Here is a 17235-nt window from a genome sequence, read left to right on the forward strand (position 1 = left end):
CGAACCAGGGCGCAGAATGAGGCATGCATGGCGCAAGCGATCACTCAATCGGGGTACGTATTGCATCAGAAGGCATACCGGGAAACCAGTGCCCTGGTGACCTTCTTTACGCCGGAGCAGGGGAAGCTGACCGCCGTGGTCCGGGGGCTGCGCTCCGGCCAGAAAGGCGCGGCGGCTAAGCGTGCCTTGTGTCAGCCGTTTCAGCCGCTGCATTTAAGTTGGCGCGAAGGCCGCGGAGAACTGGTGACGCTGCACAGCATGGAGGCGGCGGGCATTCGCTTCCCGCTGATGGGCGAGGCCAGCTACTGTGGTCTTTATGTCAATGAGCTGATGTATCGTTTGCTTTATCCAGGGGTGGCCATGACCCCGTTTTACCGAGCTTACGAGCAGACGCTGTATCAACTGGCCGATGCCAAAGATCGGGCTCAGCAGGCCTGGCAATTACGCCAGTTTGAGTGGGTATTGCTGGACCAGCTGGGCGTTCGGATTGAGTTTCGTCAGTCGCTGGATGGCCAGCCGATTGATCCGCACGCGCACTATGCGTTCGCGCCGGATGCCGGGTTTTGGCCGGTGGGTCCCAATTCAATTGAGCTTACGGTGCCGGGGCATTGTCTGCTGGCGTTTGCTCAGGGAGACTATGATGCCGCCTGTCAAAAACCCTGGCGATTTATTTTTCGAACCGCGTTGACGCAAGCCTTGAACGGTCAGCCGATACAAGCACGGGCGTTATTTTCCCAGGACACGTAAACCTGGGGATGTACCCCCAAACATTTCAATCAGATTGAGGATTAGACATGAAACCGATTTTTCTGGGCGTGAACATCGATCATGTGGCCACGCTAAGACAGGCCCGAGGCACGCGTTATCCCGATCCGGTCAAGGCCGCACTGGATGCGGAAATGGCCGGTGCCGACAGCATCACGCTGCATTTGCGTGAAGATCGACGTCACATTCAGGATGCCGACTTGCATCATTTGGTGGACATGCGCCAGACTAAGGTGAACCTGGAAATGGCCGCCACCGATGAGATGCTTGCCATTGCACTGGAAACCCAGCCTGAAGACGTGTGTCTGGTGCCGGAGCGACGCGAAGAACTGACCACTGAAGGCGGATTGGATGTGGCCGGACAGGTAGCGATGCTGACGCCGTTTTGCCAGAAACTGGCTGACAACGGCACGCGCGTGAGTCTGTTTATTGATGCCGAGGAAGCTCAGATCCGCGCGGCGGCCGAAGTGGGCGCACCGGTGATTGAATTGCACACGGGTGTTTATGCTGAACTGACCGAACCCAAAGCGATTGAGCAGGAGTTGGTTCGGCTGCAGGCCGCCACCGATCTGGCGGTGTCTTTGGGGTTGTCGGTCAACGCCGGGCATGGGCTTCATTATCACAATGTGGCTGCGATTGCGGCGATCAAAGACATTGAAGAGCTCAATATCGGTCATGCCATCATTGCTCAGTCGGTGTTTTGCGGCCTGCCCACCGCCGTGTCCGACATGAAGCGCATGATGGTCGAAGCCCGAAAAATCGCCTGATTGATGATTACCGGCATTGGCACCGACCTGGTTGAAATCGCTCGGATCGAGCAGTTGCTGACCCGTCGCGGTGAGAGTTTTATCCGGCGCATTCTGACCGACTCCGAACGGGACGAGTGCGCGCGTTGTGACTTTCCCGAGCGATTTCTGGCTAAGCGTTGGGCCGCCAAGGAAGCGGTGGTCAAAGCCATGGGTACCGGCTTTACACAGGGCGTGTCCTTCCAGGGCATTGACATCGTTCACACCGACGCCGGACAGCCGCAGGTGGCGTTGTCTGGAGCGACCCGGGCACACGCTGAACGGTTGGGCATTGAACGCTGGTCGCTTAGCCTCAGCGATGAGCGCCACTATGCGTTGGCGTTCGCCGTGGCAGAAGGCGGTGGCATGGCAAAACTTTAAGCGGTTCGATCCTTTTTTTACCAGGCCTGGTAAATTTTCCTGTTTCCTCTTGAAAAAAATTCCCCCGCCCCTATACCTCTGACATCGATTTTAATTTCCATCTATGACGGGCGACGCTCGCCCTGCTTAACCTACGTTCAGGAGACAGAGTATGAGTCAGACCGAAACCCATGCGTTTCAGACCGAAGTCAATCAGCTGCTCAAGCTGATGATCCATGCCCTTTACAGCAATAAAGAAATCTTTTTGCGCGAACTGGTGTCCAACGCCTCCGACGCTCTGGACAAGCTACGTTTTGAAGCCGTGTCCAATGACAAACTGTCCGAAGGCGAATCCGAGCTGCAGATCATTGTCGGCTTTGACAAGGACGCGCGCACCGTGTCGATCACGGATAACGGTATTGGCATGACGCGTGATGAAGTGGTCGAAAACATTGGGACCATTGCCAACTCCGGCACCAAAAAATTCCTGGAAAACCTGACCGGAGATCAGGCCAAAGACAGCCATCTGATCGGTCAGTTCGGGGTCGGCTTTTATTCGTCGTTCATCGTGGCTGACAAAGTGACGCTGACCACACGCAAGGCGGGTGAAGAAGCCGCCACGGCGACCCGTTGGGAATCCACCGGCGAAGGGGAGTACACCCTGGAAACCGTGGAAAAAGCGGAAAAAGGTACCGAGATCGTCTTGCACCTGAAAGAGGACATGGATGAGTTCCTGGAGCCGTTCCGTCTGAAGAATGTGATCACCACCTATTCCGACCACATTAATTTCCCGATCAAAATGTGGGAAGAACAGACCGACGACGAAGGCAAAGAAACGGGTGAAAAGACGCTGGAGCAGGTCAACAAGGCCACCGCGATCTGGACCCAGCGGAAGTCCGAATTGTCAGAAGACGATTACAACAACTTTTATCAGACGCTGTCGCATGATTTTGAAGCACCGTTGGCGCACATGCACAACAAAGTAGAGGGTACGCTGGAATACACCTCTTTGCTTTACCTGCCCAAACGTGCGCCCTTTGATCTCTATGACCGCGACCGTCGTTATGGCCTCAAGCTGTATGTGAAGCGCGTCTTTATTATGGATGATGCCGAACACCTGATGCCAACGTATCTGCGCTTTGTACGCGGGGTGATCGATTCCAATGACCTGCCGCTGAATGTGTCGCGTGAAATCCTGCAGAGCAACAAAGTGGTGGATAAAATTCGTGCCGCCTCCGTCAAGCGTGTGTTGGACCAGTTAAACAAAATGGCCAAAGCCGATGACCAGAGTGATTACAACACCTTCTGGGATCAGTTCGGCAATGTGATGAAAGAAGGCATCATCGAAGATTTTGCCAACAAAGACAAAATCGCCGCTCTGTTGCGCTTTACTTCCACGCAGGAACCGTCCGTGACCGAACAGCGGGTGTCACTGGCCGACTACATTGACCGCATGAGTGAGGATCAGGAAGCGATCTACTACCTGACCGCCGAAACCCACGCGGCGGCACTGGGCAGCCCGCACCTGGAAATGTTCCGCAAAAAAGGCATTGAGGTGCTGCTGCTGACCGATCGCATTGATGAGTGGGTGGTGTCGCATCTGACCGAATTTGAAGGCAAACAGCTCAAATCCGTGACCGCGGCCGATTTGAAAGAACTGGACGAAGAAGCGGACAAGGATCTGAGCGAAGAGGACAAAAAAGCGCGCGAAGCCCTGACCGATAAGGTGAAAAAAGCCATCGAAGATCAGGTGGCAGACGTTAAGGTCACTCACCGTCTGACCGATTCACCGGCGTGCGTGGTCCCGGCTGAAGGTGACATGACGCCGCAGATGATCCGTATGATGGAACAGATGGGACAGCCGGTGCCTAAGCAGAAGCCCGTGTTGGAGCTCAACCCGGATCACGCCCTGGTGAAAAAGCTGGAGGCGCTGGATGATGAGGCCAAGCTGAAAGAGTGGTCGCTGTTTATGCTGGAACAGGCGCAACTGGCCGAAGGCGATACGCTGGAAAGCCCGGGTGAATTCATCAAACGCATGAACGCGTTGCTGAGTGAAGTGATCTGATCCAGGCCCTGTCCCCATAAAAAAACCGGCATCTGCCGGTTTTTTTATGCCCGAAAGTCGGGCCGCAGTGAATTGGAATCAGGGCAGCTAGACCATGCGCCCCATGTGACTGTTCCAGAGGCTGCCGAAAATCAGGCTGAAAACAATCCCGGTGATGAACACAATGTACCAATAGCGGCGCATTTTTTTGTTGTGCGCCTGTTGTTCCGGGCTTAGGGTTTCTTCGTCGGGACGGTCTTTGAAAAACACCAGCATCAGGCCGATGGCGCCAATGAAACCGGCAATGTTGGCAAGATAGTGGATCTGGGTAACCATGGCGCCAATGCCCAGCGCCAGTATAATGGTGTAGGTAATGAGTAAGTTTCGCATAAGACCTCTTTGTTTCATGCTCGAAGCGTTATCGCTCAGGGCGAATGATAAGCGTGGTCACCATTTTAAAAAAATGAAGGGTGAATATGTATAAATTATGCTTTTATGTTCCGAAAACGCACGTGGAGACGGTCAAGGATGCGGTGTTCGAAGCCGGTGCCGGTCAGATCGGGCATTATGATCGCTGCAGTTGGGAAGTGGCCGGTCGGGGCCAGTTTCGACCGCTGCCCGGCAGTCAGCCGTTTCTGGGGGAGGCAAACCAAACCGAAGTGGTTGAGGAGATGCGAGTGGAAATGGTGGTGGCAAAGGAACGCATTCAGGCGGTTATCCAGGCATTGAAAGCAGCGCACCCATTTGAGACCCCGGCGTATGATGTGATGGAAGTGATTGATTTATAAGTGTTCGTTTTTTTACGAAAAGACTGAGAAGTTTATAAGGGATTATAAAATTTATCTATCGTGATAGGTGATTTTTATATTAGGAAAGCGTGATATTGTTTGTTAGAATTTAAATCGTTGAAGCAATTTTTCAACATCCTCCTCGATTATTGCTCCGCTTTTGGGTCAGATTTTGACGATCGATAGCTTGGAAGCAGACCCCGGAACGCATTGCGTCGTGACCGGGGTTTTTTTTTGTCTAACGATTTGCCAACGAGCAAGGCCGGAGCCTTAACGCAGCCTATCGCTTAGGTCGCTCGTCGTCGACTTTGATCAGTTCAATGGTAAAGATCAGGGTTTGGTTGGGGCCAATCACATCGCCCGCGCCTTTGGAGCCATAACCCAACGCCGGTGGCACAAAAATTTCCCATTGCGCGCCCGGCTTCATCTTTTTCAGCGCTTCGCCCCAGCCTTTGATCACATCACTCATCTGAAACTCGATAGGGGTGCCGCGCTCATAAGAACTGTCAAATACAGTGCCGTCTATCAGGCGCCCTTCGTAATGAGCGGTCAGGTACTGATCTTCGGTGGGCGGGGTGCCTTGGCCGGATTGGATCACGCGGTACTGTAAGCCGCTGTTGGTGACGTTGACCTCATCACGGTTTTTGTTTTTTGCCAGAAACGCACTGCCAGCCTTGGCATTTTCCTGCCCCTGTTTTTTACGCGCTTCTTTCTGGCGTTCCAGCACCTGTTGCTTGACCTCGTCAATCGCACTTTGCATCTGACTTTCGTCCAGACGCAGTTCGTGATCGTTGAACACGTCTTCCATGCCCTGCACCAGTGCCGGGATGTCAATTTCAATGCCTTGTTGTTCAAAGTTTTTGGCAATGTCCGATCCGAGCGTGTAGCTGGCTTTTTGCTTGGTGGTCTCCAGCGGTGCACTGGCCAGTGCGGATTGCGTGCCCAAAGCAAGTACAACGGAAGCAGTAAGGTGTTTGATCGTCGTCATATCATTTCCTGAATCTAAAAAACCACCAGGCCTGGTGGTTTTTGGGTGAAAAGTAGGCGGTCACTGGATTATTGTTTGGCTTCCAGCTTGTCGAGGTATTTTTCGGCATCCAACGCGGCCATGCAGCCGGCACCGGCGGAGGTGATGGCCTGTTTGTATACCTGATCCATCACGTCGCCGGCGGCGAACACGCCTTCGATCGACGTCTGGGTGGCGTTGCCCTGCAGGCCGCTCTGGACTTTGATGTAGCCATGGTCCATGTCGAGCTGCCCATCGAAAATCCCGGTGTTGGGCTGGTGGCCGATGGCGATAAAGACGCCTGCCACATCAATCTCTTTGGTGTCTCCGCTTTCACGGTTTTTCAGGCGCAAGCCGGTCACGCCCATCTGGTCGCCCAACACTTCGTCCAGCTCGGTGTGAAATTCAATCTTGATGTTGCCGTTTTCCGCCTTTTCATGCAGTTGGTCGGCCAGAATCTTTTCACTGGTAAAGCGGTCGCGACGGTGAACGATGGTCACTTCGGCGGCGATGTTGGACAGGTATAAGGCTTCTTCCACCGCGGTGTTGCCTCCGCCGATGACCGCGACTTTCTGGTTTTTGTAGAAAAAACCGTCGCAGGTGGCACAGGCGGAAACCCCTTTGCCTTTGAAGGCTTCTTCCGATTCCAGTCCCAGGTATTTGGCTGAGGCACCGGTGGCCACAATCAGAGCATCGCAGGTGTATTCGCCGGAGTCGCCTTTGAGGCGAAACGGGCGTTCACTCAGGTCCGCGGTGTGGATGTGGTCAAACAGAATCTCGGTGCCAAAGCGTTCGGCGTGCTGTTGCATCCGCACCATCAGGTCCGGACCGGTCAGGTCTTTCGGGTCGCCGGGCCAGTTATCGACTTCGGTGGTGGTGGTCAATTGTCCGCCTTGCTGCATGCCGGTAATGATGACGGGGTCCAGGTTGGCGCGGGCCGCATAAACGGCCGCGGTGTAACCGGCCGGGCCGGAGCCCAGAATCAATAGCTTGCAGTGTTTTGTGCTCATAATGACCTCTTGGTTAAAAGTTCGGGTTTGGTGCGCGCAAGCCCTGAGTCCTGCGCGAAACTATGCTAAAATTCTAACGTTTTTCATCTTCCCCTGCATTGAAAATAATGGGCAGCAACGTGACGAGAAAAAGGGTTCGAGTCGGGCATGGCGTTTAAACCAGCGGTTTTTAAAAAAGACAAGGCGCATTCCGAAGACACGGAAGATCTGACCGAAGCGCCCATGAACGTTCACTGGCTGGTCAAAGACACCATTTTTCTGGTGTGTTCCGCATTGGCGCTGTTCATGTTTGCGGTGCTGTTTACCTACCATCCGGATGACCCCGCCTTTGATACCGTGGCCACCATCACGCTGATTCATAACGTAGGCGGCTACACCGGTGCCTGGCTGTCGTCGTTCATGCTCTATTTTCTGGGGCTGTTTGCCTTTCTGATTCCGGTGGGGCTGCTTATTTCAGCGGTGGTAACGCTCAAAATCCGGGTCGGCCGGGACGTTAACCTCAATCGTTTTTTCGGCAGTCTATTCGGGCTGGTGCTGATGGTGATTGCCGGTTCGGGACTGGCCACCCTGTATCTGGAGCCGGATCTGGGCTGGGTGGTGTTGCCATTTTCCGGCGGCGGAGTGCTGGGGTATGAGTTGTCCAGTTGGTTGAAAACCCAGATTGATTTGCTGGGCACCACGCTGGTGTTGCTGACGGTGTTTGTGCTCGCGTTCAGCCTGTTCACCAGTTATTCTTGGATGACCATTATGGATCGAACCGGTCAGCTTGCCAGATGGATTTTTGACCAGGCCTGGCAACAAGGTTCTCAGGCGTATGACTGGGCCAAAGCACAGCAGTCTGCCGCCTCAGGCACGACAGCCAAACCCGCCGAAGCGAGCGGGTCCAACGACAAGGCAACGTCTGAACGAAATGGTCCGGCAATTATTCTACCCTCTGAGCCGGATGAGCAGGGCAAACCCGGCAAACCGCGCGTGATCGCGGCGCTGGCCAAAAAAGTAAAATCCAAAACGCCCAAGCTGGACCTGGATGAAGACGCCGATGCATCCACAGCGGCGTCCGGCAAAGACCCGAAGTTGTCCGCGAAAGCCACCTCGAAATCATCGGCCTCGGACACCTCTGCTAAATCGGAGAAAACCGGCGCGTCCGGCGTGACTGTAAAAAAACGGGCGGCGGCCAGTGAGACGGTGCCTGACCAAAGCGCCGGGGAACTGCCCGGGGTGGAACTCTTGTCGCCAGTGCCGAACTATGACGAAGGCTTCAGCGACGACGAGCTCAAATCGCTCTCCGCTCAACTGGAAGAGCGGCTGAAAGAATTCGGGGTCAGTGTGCAAGTGGAAGCGGTGCAACCCGGGCCGGTGGTCACCCGGTTTGAGGTGTTGCCCGCGCCGGGCGTGAAGGTCAACCAAATCAATAACCTGTCCAAGGATCTCGCTCGCGTGCTCTCGGTGAAATCGGTCCGGGTGGTGGATGTGATCCCCGGTAAGTCGGTGGTGGGCATTGAAATCCCGAACGATGAGCGCGAAGTGGTGAGTTTTCGCGAGATGATCGCTTCGGAGACCTTTCAAAAAGCCAAGTCACCACTGACGGTGGCCTTGGGCAAAGACATTTCCGGCAAGCCGGTGGTGGCGGACATCGCCAAAATGCCGCATTTGCTGGTTGCTGGGACCACTGGCTCGGGCAAATCGGTCGGGGTCAACAGCATGATTCTGAGCATGCTTTACAAAAGCACGCCGGAAGAAGTGCGCATGATCATGGTGGACCCGAAGATGCTGGAATTATCGGTGTATGAAGACATTCCGCATCTGCTGACGCCGGTGGTGACCGATATGTCGGAGGCGGCCAATGCGCTGCGTTGGAGCGTGTTTGAAATGGATCGGCGTTATCAGTTGATGGCCAAACTCGGGGTGCGCAACATCGCCGGCTTTAACGCCAAAGTCCAGGGCGCGATCGATGACGGCGACCCCATTGTGGACCCGCTCTACAAACAGAGCGCCAATTTCGGTATGGACAGTTCGGAACCGCCGCCGACGTTGGAGCCCTTGCCTTACATTGTGGTAGTGGTGGATGAGTTCGCTGACATGATCATGGTGGTGGGCAAAGAAGTTGAGCAGTTGATCGCGCGGATCGCGCAGAAAGCGCGGGCGGCGGGAATTCATCTGATTCTGGCGACCCAGCGCCCGTCGGTGAATGTGATCACCGGGCTGATCAAGGCCAATATTCCGACGCGGATTTCGTTTATGGTGAACACCAAAATCGATTCGCGCACCATCCTGGACCAGGGTGGGGCGGAAGAATTGCTGGGCATGGGGGACAGCCTGTATATGCCGCCAGGCACCGGCTCGCCTAAGCGGGTACATGGGGCGTTTGTTTCCGATGAAGAGGTGCATGCCGTGGCCGACTTTGTTAAGTCGCAGGGTGAGCCACAGTATCTGGAATCGGTGACCCAGGGGCCGCAGAGCGACGCTGGCGATACCCTGGAAAAAGATGCCGAGCAGGATGCTTTGTACGATCAGGTGGTCGCGTTTGTGATTGATAACCAGAAGGTATCGGTGTCCTCCGTCCAGCGCCATTTTAAAATTGGCTATAATCGCTCCTCCCGCATTGTCGAAGCCATGGAAAAAGCAGGCATTGTCTCGCCCATGAAGGGCAATGGCGGGCGCGACGTGCTGGTCCCTAAATCACAGGAATGACTCGTGAGCACTGAGACAAGCCCCAAACACAAGGAAATGTGCATGCAACTGGCTTTCTTTTTTCGTTCGGTTTTCGGACGCAGAGTGGCGCAGGCGTTCTTGGCTGCGCTGGTATGGAGCAACGCAACCAGCGCAATGGCGCGTCAGGCCGACATCGGTTATCTGGATGACTTTCTGGCCTCGTTAAATACCTATCAGGCCGAATTTGTGCAAACCCAGCCGGATGAGTCCACGTTTTCACAGCACCGTTCAGAAGGCCATTTTGTACTGGAGCGGCCCGGCCTGTTGAAATGGGTGTACGAATCGCCGACGCCTCAGACCATTGTGGTGGATGGTCAGAATGTCTGGATCTGGGACAAGGATCTGGACCAGGTCACGGTTCAGGCACTCAATGAGCTGGAACGGGATTTTCCATTGAGCTGGTTGCTCTATGACGCGCCTTTGACCGAGCGTTTTACCATCATCGCCGGTTCGGTCAAAGACGGCGTGCACTGGTTTAATCTGGCGCCACGTGAAGGCACTTTCTTCCAGAGTCTGGAAATCGCGCTGGATGAAAAAGGTCGGCTGGTGCAGCTCTGGATGTATCAATCCAGTGACAATGTGACCAAAGTGCGATTTGAAAACATTGAGCAGAACCAACCGGTGTCGATGGACCAGTTTCAGTTTGAGCCTCCCAAAGGCGTGGACGTGCTTGGGTTGGAATGATGATGGAGTTTCAGGCCTATCAACCCCTCTCGGACCGACTGCGTCCCAGTCAATTGAGCGAGTACGTCGGCCAGGGTCATCTGCTGGGGCCGGGTAGAGCGCTTTCGCGCATGTTTGATAGCGGGCGGCTGCATTCGATGATTTTCTGGGGGCCGCCGGGTACCGGCAAGACGACGTTGGCGCGCCTGATCGCGCACCAGTCCCAGCTGCAGTTTTTGAGTCTTTCTGCCGTGCTGGATGGGGTCAAAGAGGTGCGTCAGGCGGTGGCGCAGGCGCAAAAACAACGCGAACAGTTCGGGCAGGGCACGTTGCTGTTTGTGGATGAGGTGCACCGGTTCAACAAGGCGCAGCAGGACGCTTTTTTGCCCTATGTCGAAGACGGGACGTTTGTTTTTATCGGTGCGACCACGGAAAACCCGTCGTTTGAACTTAACAATGCGCTCTTGTCCCGTGCCAGAGTCTATGTGCTGCGCTCACTGGAAGCCGCCGATCTCAAACATGTGCTGGAACGGGCGCTGACGCTGCTGGCACAGGATTTGGGCCAGTCTCTGGTGTTGACGCAGGAGGCAGAGACGGCGTTGATTGACTACGCCGATGGGGATGCACGCCGTCTGTTGAATGTGCTGGAGCAATCCGTCGATTTTGCCGAACCGATGACGGAGCTTAACACCGAAGAGACTTTGCCGCCGACCCAAAATCAACCAGGCCTGGTGGTTTTGACCCTTGCGCATTGCAAAGAGGTCTTGCAGGGCGGGGTGCGGCGTTTTGATAAAGGCGGTGAAGCCTTTTATGACCAGATTTCAGCCCTGCACAAAAGTGTGCGCGGGTCAGCGCCGGATGCGGCACTGTACTGGCTGACACGCATGCTCGATGGCGGGGTGGATGCGCGTTATCTAGCCCGGCGCTTGATTCGCATGGCGAGCGAAGAGATCGGCAATGCCGATTTGAAAGCCTTGGGGGTTGCGGTGGATGCCGCCGAAGCCTATGAGCGATTGGGATCCCCCGAAGGCGATCTGGCTCTGGCTCAAGCCGCCGTCTATCTGGCGGTCGCGCCCAAATCCAACGCGGTGTACAGTGCCTACAAATCGGCCTTGCAGGATGTGAAAACCCACGGTTCGGACGAGGTGCCGTTGCATTTGCGCAATGCTCCGACCAAGCTGATGAAACAACTGGATTATGGCGAAGGCTATCGTTACGCGCATGACGAACCCGAGGCTTATGCAGCGGGTGAAAGCTACTTTCCGGAAACCATGCCCGAGCGGCGCTATTATCAGCCGGTTGCCCGTGGCCTGGAAATCAAAATCATTGACAAGCTGCAGCGACTGGCGCAAATGGATCAGGCCTCCACACGGCAGCGGCGCGATCGGGAGCACTGAATGGGATTGCATGGCACTCAACTGATTATGGTGGCGCTGGGTGGCGCCCTTGGGGCGTCGGCCCGTTTTGCGCTGTCTCACTGGGTGTATGCCTGGCTTGGGCGCGGGTTTCCCTGGGGTACCCTGGCGGTGAATGTGTTGGGCGCGTTTGTGCTGGGCTTTCTGGTGATGGCGTTTCTGCACAAGTGGCCGACCTCGGTGGAGGTCAAAACCTTCTGGGTCGTCGGTTTTCTGGGCGCGTTTACCACCTTTTCAACGTTTTCGCTGGAAACCTATCAACTGATTCAGACGGCACACTGGTGGAAAGCCGGCGCTAACATCGCTTTGAATGTCGGGGTCACGCTGTTGGCCGTTGCCGCCGGGTTGGCGTTAGGGCGCTGGCTTTTTCACCCGTCTGCGGGCGCCTGAAAGAATTTTAAATTGCATATAAGACCAAGAATGTGGGAGCAAAAACATGCTGGATCCGAAACGGTTTCGTGGTGACCTAGCCACGCTGGCTGAACAATTGGCCACGCGCGGGTTTGATTTGAACGTACAAGAGATAGAAACGCTGGAAGCCAAGCGCAAGGCTCTGCAGATCCAAACCCAGGATTTGCAGGCTGAGCGCAATGCGCGCTCCAAAAACATCGGTAAAGCCAAAGCCGCCGGAGAAGACATCCAACCGTTGCTGGACGAGGTGGCTGAGCTGGGCGAGCAGCTGGATGAAGCCAAAGCCGCCACCGATGTGGTGTTGCAGGAGCTGGAAACCATTTATGCCTCTGTGCCCAATCTGCCGCATGAAAGCACTCCGGTGGGCGACAGTGAAGACGACAACGTTGAACTCCGGCGTTGGGGGACGTTGCCGGACTTTGATTTTGAGGTGAAAGACCACGTTGAGCTGGCCGAAGCACGTGGCTGGTTCGACAATGACGCGGCAGTGAAGTTGACGGCCTCGCGCTTTGCGGTCATGCGCGGCAGCATGGCCAAACTGCATCGCGCTTTGTTGCAGTTTATGCTCGACTGTCATCACCAAGCCGGTTACGAAGAAGTCTATGTGCCCTTCATTGTCAATCAGGACAGCCTGTTCGGGACCGGTCAGCTGCCCAAATTTGAAGCCGATCTGTATCAGATCGCCAAACACGAAGAACACGACACCTCGGATCGAGATCTTTATTTGATTCCCACCGCGGAAGTGCCGGTCACCAACCTGTATCGGGATGAGATCATCGATACGGATCAACTGCCACTGAAACTGACCGCGCATACGCCGTGTTTTCGCTCAGAAGCCGGGTCTTACGGCAAAGACACCAAAGGCCTGATTCGCCAGCATCAGTTTGAAAAAGTCGAGCTGGTGCAGTTTGTCTCACCGGAAACCTCCTATGATGCTCTGGATGCGCTAACGGCTCAAGCCGAGAAAGTGTTGCAAGCACTGGAACTGCCGTACCGTGTGCTGGACCTCTGCACGGGCGACATTGGTTTCTCCGCAGCCAAAACGTATGACCTGGAAGTCTGGTTGCCCGGACAAAGCGCCTACCGGGAAATCTCTTCCTGTTCCAACTTCGAAGACTTCCAGGCACGACGCATGCAGATCCGTTATCGCAGCGGTCAGGAAAAGCCCCAGCTGCTTCATACTCTGAACGGTTCCGGTTTGGCCGTGGGACGAACCCTGGTGGCGGTGCTGGAAAACTACCAGCAAGCGGACGGTTCGGTGCGTGTGCCCGAAGTCTTACGACCCTATCTGGGCGGGACAGAAACCCTGTAAATCATTGGACAGAGTCCAGTGTCATAAAACCGAAAAAAATCGGAAAATCCGGGCGCAGACGGTTGCAATTTCAAGTCAGCGCCCTATAATACCCACCCATCAGGAGGACTGGCTGAGCGGTCGAAGGCGGCGGTCTTGAAAACCGTTGTAGGTTAGTAGCCTACCTGGGGTTCGAATCCCTAGTCCTCCGCCATTTTTGTTGTGTGAGAGCTTAAAAATTCTGGCACATTTCGATTGACAAAAACAGCGTCAATCACTACAATACGCTTTCTTTTCAAGCGCCCGTAGCTCAATTGGATAGAGTACTCGGCTACGAACCGAGCGGTTGGGGGTTCGACTCCTCCCGGGCGCGCCATTATTCCGAAGGCCTGCAATGTGTTTTACATTGCAGGCCTTTTTTATTGCCTGTCTGATGCTCGATGCATTTTTCTTTTTTGTTTAAGGCCGCAAGTCGGTTTGGCCCGCCCGTTGCAGTTGTTCACTGTGAACGATGGGGTGGGGGGCCTCGGGCGCGGTGCAGATCAGCCATTGCTGCTCGATCCACTGTGGAATCAGCTGGGCGGCTGAAGTCATGATGTCTTCGCTTGTGAAGTCGGATTGCTCAGAAAGGGGCTGACTCAGGGTTCCCACCATTTCTGAAACCGGTGTTGTGGCATTGGCAAACGCTCTGAGCAGTTGATACATGGGTGCCGTCAGTTCGGCGAAGTGGACTTTGTCTTCGCTATCCCGGTGGACCAGTAACCAGGTGGCTTCGGATTGAAGCGAATCATTGTGATCGCGCTGGCTGGAAATCCGATGCACCGGCGTTTGATAGTGCAAGGGCCAGACCAGCGGTGAGAGTGTCAGCACCGGGTCCTGGTCAATGCGTGGGGCTGGGAAGGGTGAGGGTTCAAATGGTTCAATGGACACGGCCAGTTCCACCCATTCATAGTGCGCGAGTTCTCCTAACATGGGTGTTTGCTTGAGTATCGGATGGTCGGTTTGGGCCAGAAACCGTAACCATTCCTGACCCAGTTTGTGAAAATAAGGTGTTTGGCTGCCATGGGTTTGCATGAAGCTGCGTACAAGCTCTTCCCATTGCGCGTCGCCCAGCCATTTTTTCATGACGGGGAACATGCTCCCGAGCAACCCGTTAAAGTTGTTGAAAAAAAGCGATTCGTAGACGTTGAGGCGGCGTGTTTCAATGGTCGCGGCACCCGGTTGACTGGGATCGTAGGGTTGATCGGGATCGCGCAGGTGCCGGGCAAAGTGTTGCTGCAATCTCTGAAAAGCGGGTTGGTCTTTTGTCATGATCAACTGGCCTTTCTGTGTTGGCGGTTGGTCCAGCGTTCTTGTCGACGACGAATTTCTTCGACTTCTTCCATCAGTTCCGGAAACGGCGGGATGTTAAAGTCGCGCTCCAGTAAGGTCGGTTTCAGGCCATGGGTGTCGTAGGTGAAGTCGAGCAGTTCCCAGACTTCGGCCTGAATGTCCTGGCCATGCGTGTCCACTTTCAAGTCTTCGGCTTCGTCAAAATGCCCGGCCATGTGCAGGTACATGATGCGCTCGCCGGGCATGCTTTCAATGAATTGCCGTGGGTCGTAGCGATGGTTGATGGCATTGACATAAGTGTTGTTGACATCCAGAAGCAGTCCACAGTCCGCCTCATCAATGACCGCATTGACGAACTCGGCCTCGCTCATGTCAGACTGCGTTTGAGCGTAGAAAGAGATGTTTTCAATGCCGATCTTCTGTTCAAGCGTGTCCTGAACCTGACGAATGCGATCGGCCACGTAATACACTGCTTCTTCGGTAAAGGGCATGGGCATCAGATCATAGAGCAGGCCCTGTTCGTCGCCGCAGTAGCTCAAATGTTCGGTGTAGCAGTGAATGTCATGGCTGCGAAAAAACTGTTTCAGTTGTTGAAGATAATCGGTATTCAGCGGGCGCGGCCCGCCCAGATCCAGCGACAGACCATGACAGGTAAAGGGAAAGCGTTCGGTCAGTCGGCGTAGGCCCTTGCCATAAGCCCCGCCCAGATCAATCCAGTTTTCGGGGGCGATTTCAAAAAAATCAATGACCGCGTCATCGGGCACTTGATGGATGAAATCGCGTCTCAAGCCAAGCCCAACGCCGTCGATCGGTTTGCGTCCAGTGTAGGCCATGGTTGCTCCTAGCGGTTAATCACCATCAGAAAACGCCTGTCGTCGGCGTTTTCTGATGACAGGCGCGAAAGACAAAGCGTTAAGGTTGTGGTTTAACGCCCGCCACACTTGCCTTCACCGCATTTACCTTCCATGTTTTTGCGTTCATAGCGTTCAGACATGCCGCCGCCGCATTTGCCTTCACCACATTTGCCCTCGCCGCACTTGCCTTCCATCCCTTTGGCTTTGCCTTTTGCATGGTCGGGCATGCCGCCGCCGCATTTGCCTTCACCACATTTGCCTTCGCCGCACTTGCCTTCTATGCCTTTGGCTTTGCCTTTTGCATGGTCGGGCATGCCGCCGCCACACTTGCCTTCACCGCATTTGCCTTCGGCCAGCACGTTTTCATAGCCTTGTTCCATTTTTTTGATGCCGAATGGGCTGTCTGAGGCCAACGCCTGGCCTGCAAAGGATGAAGCCGCGGCAGCACCGGCCAGTTTTAGAAAATCACGACGCGTTTTTGAATCACTCATGATGGGCTCCTCTGGTTGAGCATAAGAACGTTTAATGTTTAGTTATATCAAATCTCATGATACGCCGCTTCTGAAAGTAATCCAAGCCTAATAAAAGTATGGGTTTCAGCTACTTATCACATCAGCGTCTCAAGCGACATTGCCCGGCCGGTTTTTCACCAGGCCTGGTAAGAAAGTGGTCTGTCGGCGTGGGCTTTGATAGGATTAAAGAAATAAAAGGAGCCACACTCATGCGATACAATTTTCTGGGACACACCAATATTGAGGTCAGCGAAATCTGTCTGGGGACCATGACCTGGGGCGAACAGAATACTCAGGCAGAGGCGTTTGAGCAGATGGATTATGCGCTGGCTCAGGGCGTCAACTTCTGGGACACGGCGGAACTTTATCCGGTGCCACCCAAGGCAGAAACTTACACCCGCACTGAAACCATCATCGGCAACTGGTTTGCTCAAAACGGACGGCGGGAAGAGGTCATACTCGCGACCAAAATGGCGGGGCCGGGTGAGTTCGTGTCGCACATCCGAGAGGGGCGCAGCCGGTACACTACGGCGCAGATTGAGCAGGCATTGAATGCCTCGCTGCAACGCCTGCAGACCGATTACGTGGATTTGTATCAGTTGCATTGGCCTGAGCGCCCCACCAATTTTTTCGGTCAGCTGGGGTATGAACCCCCGACGCTGAATGAAAAACCCGACGATCTGACCCTGTTCAGTGAGACACTGGAAGCGTTGAGCTGTCAGGTCAAAGCAGGCAAAATTCGCACCATCGGGCTGTCAAATGAGACCGCCTGGGGCACGATGAAGATGTTGCAGATTGCTCGGGAAATGGGGCTGGAGAAAATCGTGTCGGTTCAGAACCCCTACAATCTCCTCAACCGCAGTTATGAAGTCGGTTTGGCGGAGATCACTCAGGAAGAGCAGGTGGGCTTGCTGGCGTATTCACCGCTGGCCTTTGGGGTGTTGACTGGAAAATACCTGAATGATGCCCGACCTGAAAATGCCCGCATCACGCTTTTTCCACGATTTGACCGTTATCTGAATGAGCAGGCCACGCTGGCGACGCAGGCTTACGCCCAATTGGCCAGGGAAAATGATTTGTCGCTGGCACAAATGGCATTGAGTTACATTAATTCTCGTCCGTTTGTGACCGCCAATATCATTGGTGCCACCACCATGACCCAGCTGAAAGAAAACATTGCCAGCGTTGATGTGGCGCTGAGTGATGAGGTTCTGGCTGGGATCGAAGCGATTCATCAGCGCTACACTTATCCCAGTCCTTAAATGATATACAACGCGGTACAACGGA

The 17235-nt window shown here is 54.7% G+C and carries 17 protein-coding genes and 2 tRNA genes; 13 read left to right on the forward strand and 6 right to left on the reverse strand.

The genetic code is table 11. The features are described 5' to 3' along the window. Positions 1-27 precede the first annotated feature (27 nt). From recO to htpG, 4 genes are all read left to right on the forward strand, one after another. Entirely contained in the window at positions 28-747 is a 720-nt protein-coding gene (gene recO / locus AVO41_RS05370) for a DNA repair protein RecO (RefSeq protein WP_068583874.1), read from the forward strand. Between the two features lie 47 nt (positions 748-794). Beyond that, positions 795-1532, forward strand: a complete 738-nt coding sequence (pdxJ, locus tag AVO41_RS05375) for a pyridoxine 5'-phosphate synthase (RefSeq protein ID WP_068583877.1) — start codon at positions 795-797, stop codon at positions 1530-1532. Positions 1533-1535: 3 nt separating this feature from the next. Beyond that, on the forward strand, positions 1536-1931 hold the full coding sequence (gene acpS, locus AVO41_RS05380) for a holo-ACP synthase (protein WP_068584781.1): 396 nt from the start codon (positions 1536-1538) through the stop codon (positions 1929-1931). Between the two features lie 151 nt (positions 1932-2082). Next, entirely contained in the window at positions 2083-3975 is a 1893-nt protein-coding gene (gene htpG, locus AVO41_RS05385; RefSeq protein ID WP_068583880.1) for a molecular chaperone HtpG, read from the forward strand. An 87-nt stretch (positions 3976-4062) separates the two neighbouring features. On the opposite strand, the gene AVO41_RS05390 is transcribed toward htpG, so the two are convergent. Further along, on the reverse strand, positions 4063-4344 hold the full coding sequence (locus tag AVO41_RS05390; protein ID WP_068583882.1) for a hypothetical protein: 282 nt from the start codon (positions 4342-4344) through the stop codon (positions 4063-4065). An 86-nt stretch (positions 4345-4430) separates the two neighbouring features. Here AVO41_RS05390 and AVO41_RS05395 point away from each other — a divergent pair, with 86 nt between their 5' ends. Next, the gene (locus tag AVO41_RS05395) at positions 4431-4742 is read left to right on the forward strand and encodes a YqfO family protein (protein ID WP_068583885.1); all 312 of its coding nucleotides are present in this window, start codon (positions 4431-4433) and stop codon (positions 4740-4742) included. A 280-nt stretch (positions 4743-5022) separates the two neighbouring features. Here the strand turns inward: AVO41_RS05395 and AVO41_RS05400 are convergent, their stop codons facing one another. Further along, positions 5023-5730 carry an FKBP-type peptidyl-prolyl cis-trans isomerase gene (locus tag AVO41_RS05400; RefSeq protein WP_068583888.1) on the reverse strand — a complete coding sequence of 236 codons (708 nt, stop codon included), beginning with the start codon at positions 5728-5730 and terminating at the stop codon, positions 5023-5025. A gap of 68 nt (positions 5731-5798) precedes the next feature. Continuing rightward, positions 5799-6758 carry a thioredoxin-disulfide reductase gene (gene trxB, locus AVO41_RS05405; RefSeq protein ID WP_068583891.1) on the reverse strand — a complete coding sequence of 320 codons (960 nt, stop codon included), beginning with the start codon at positions 6756-6758 and terminating at the stop codon, positions 5799-5801. Positions 6759-6905: 147 nt separating this feature from the next. Between trxB and AVO41_RS05410 the strand changes: the two genes are divergently transcribed. The 7 genes from AVO41_RS05410 to AVO41_RS05440 all read left to right on the forward strand — a co-directional run bounded on the left by AVO41_RS05410 (position 6906) and on the right by AVO41_RS05440 (position 13626). Continuing rightward, positions 6906-9449 carry a DNA translocase FtsK gene (locus tag AVO41_RS05410; protein WP_068583893.1) on the forward strand — a complete coding sequence of 848 codons (2544 nt, stop codon included), beginning with the start codon at positions 6906-6908 and terminating at the stop codon, positions 9447-9449. Positions 9450-9491: 42 nt separating this feature from the next. Continuing rightward, positions 9492-10154, forward strand: a complete 663-nt coding sequence (gene lolA / locus AVO41_RS05415) for an outer membrane lipoprotein chaperone LolA (protein ID WP_082676578.1) — start codon at positions 9492-9494, stop codon at positions 10152-10154. A 2-nt stretch (positions 10155-10156) separates the two neighbouring features. Further along, positions 10157-11530, forward strand: coding sequence for a replication-associated recombination protein A (locus AVO41_RS05420; protein ID WP_068584783.1), 1374 nt, complete (start codon positions 10157-10159; stop codon positions 11528-11530). Then, the gene (gene crcB / locus AVO41_RS05425) at positions 11531-11938 is read left to right on the forward strand and encodes a fluoride efflux transporter CrcB (protein ID WP_068583896.1); all 408 of its coding nucleotides are present in this window, start codon (positions 11531-11533) and stop codon (positions 11936-11938) included. Positions 11939-11984: 46 nt separating this feature from the next. Then, positions 11985-13271, forward strand: a complete 1287-nt coding sequence (gene serS, locus AVO41_RS05430) for a serine--tRNA ligase (RefSeq protein ID WP_068583899.1) — start codon at positions 11985-11987, stop codon at positions 13269-13271. A gap of 102 nt (positions 13272-13373) precedes the next feature. Next, positions 13374-13464: transfer RNA gene (locus tag AVO41_RS05435), tRNA-Ser, on the forward strand. Positions 13465-13549: 85 nt separating this feature from the next. Beyond that, a tRNA-Arg gene (locus AVO41_RS05440) sits at positions 13550-13626 on the forward strand. Between the two features lie 83 nt (positions 13627-13709). Here AVO41_RS05440 and AVO41_RS05445 read toward each other — a convergent pair. From AVO41_RS05445 to AVO41_RS05455, 3 genes are all read right to left on the reverse strand, one after another. Beyond that, positions 13710-14561: a DUF2063 domain-containing protein gene (locus AVO41_RS05445; protein ID WP_068583901.1), complete on the reverse strand. Its 852-nt coding sequence runs from the start codon at positions 14559-14561 to the stop codon at positions 13710-13712. Positions 14562-14563: 2 nt separating this feature from the next. Continuing rightward, on the reverse strand, positions 14564-15415 hold the full coding sequence (locus AVO41_RS05450; RefSeq protein WP_068583904.1) for a DUF692 domain-containing protein: 852 nt from the start codon (positions 15413-15415) through the stop codon (positions 14564-14566). Positions 15416-15507: 92 nt separating this feature from the next. Beyond that, positions 15508-15927 (reverse strand): twin-arginine translocation signal domain-containing protein, encoded by a 420-nt coding sequence (locus tag AVO41_RS05455; protein ID WP_068583907.1) that lies wholly within the window; start codon positions 15925-15927, stop codon positions 15508-15510. 230 nt (positions 15928-16157) lie between these two features. On the opposite strand from AVO41_RS05455, the gene AVO41_RS05460 reads away from it, so the two are divergent. Beyond that, positions 16158-17210 (forward strand): NADP(H)-dependent aldo-keto reductase, encoded by a 1053-nt coding sequence (locus AVO41_RS05460; RefSeq protein ID WP_068583910.1) that lies wholly within the window; start codon positions 16158-16160, stop codon positions 17208-17210. Positions 17211-17235 lie beyond the last annotated feature (25 nt).

The organism is Thiomicrospira sp. WB1, from assembly GCF_001507535.1.
In the GTDB taxonomy this organism is placed as follows: domain Bacteria; phylum Pseudomonadota; class Gammaproteobacteria; order Thiomicrospirales; family Thiomicrospiraceae; genus Hydrogenovibrio.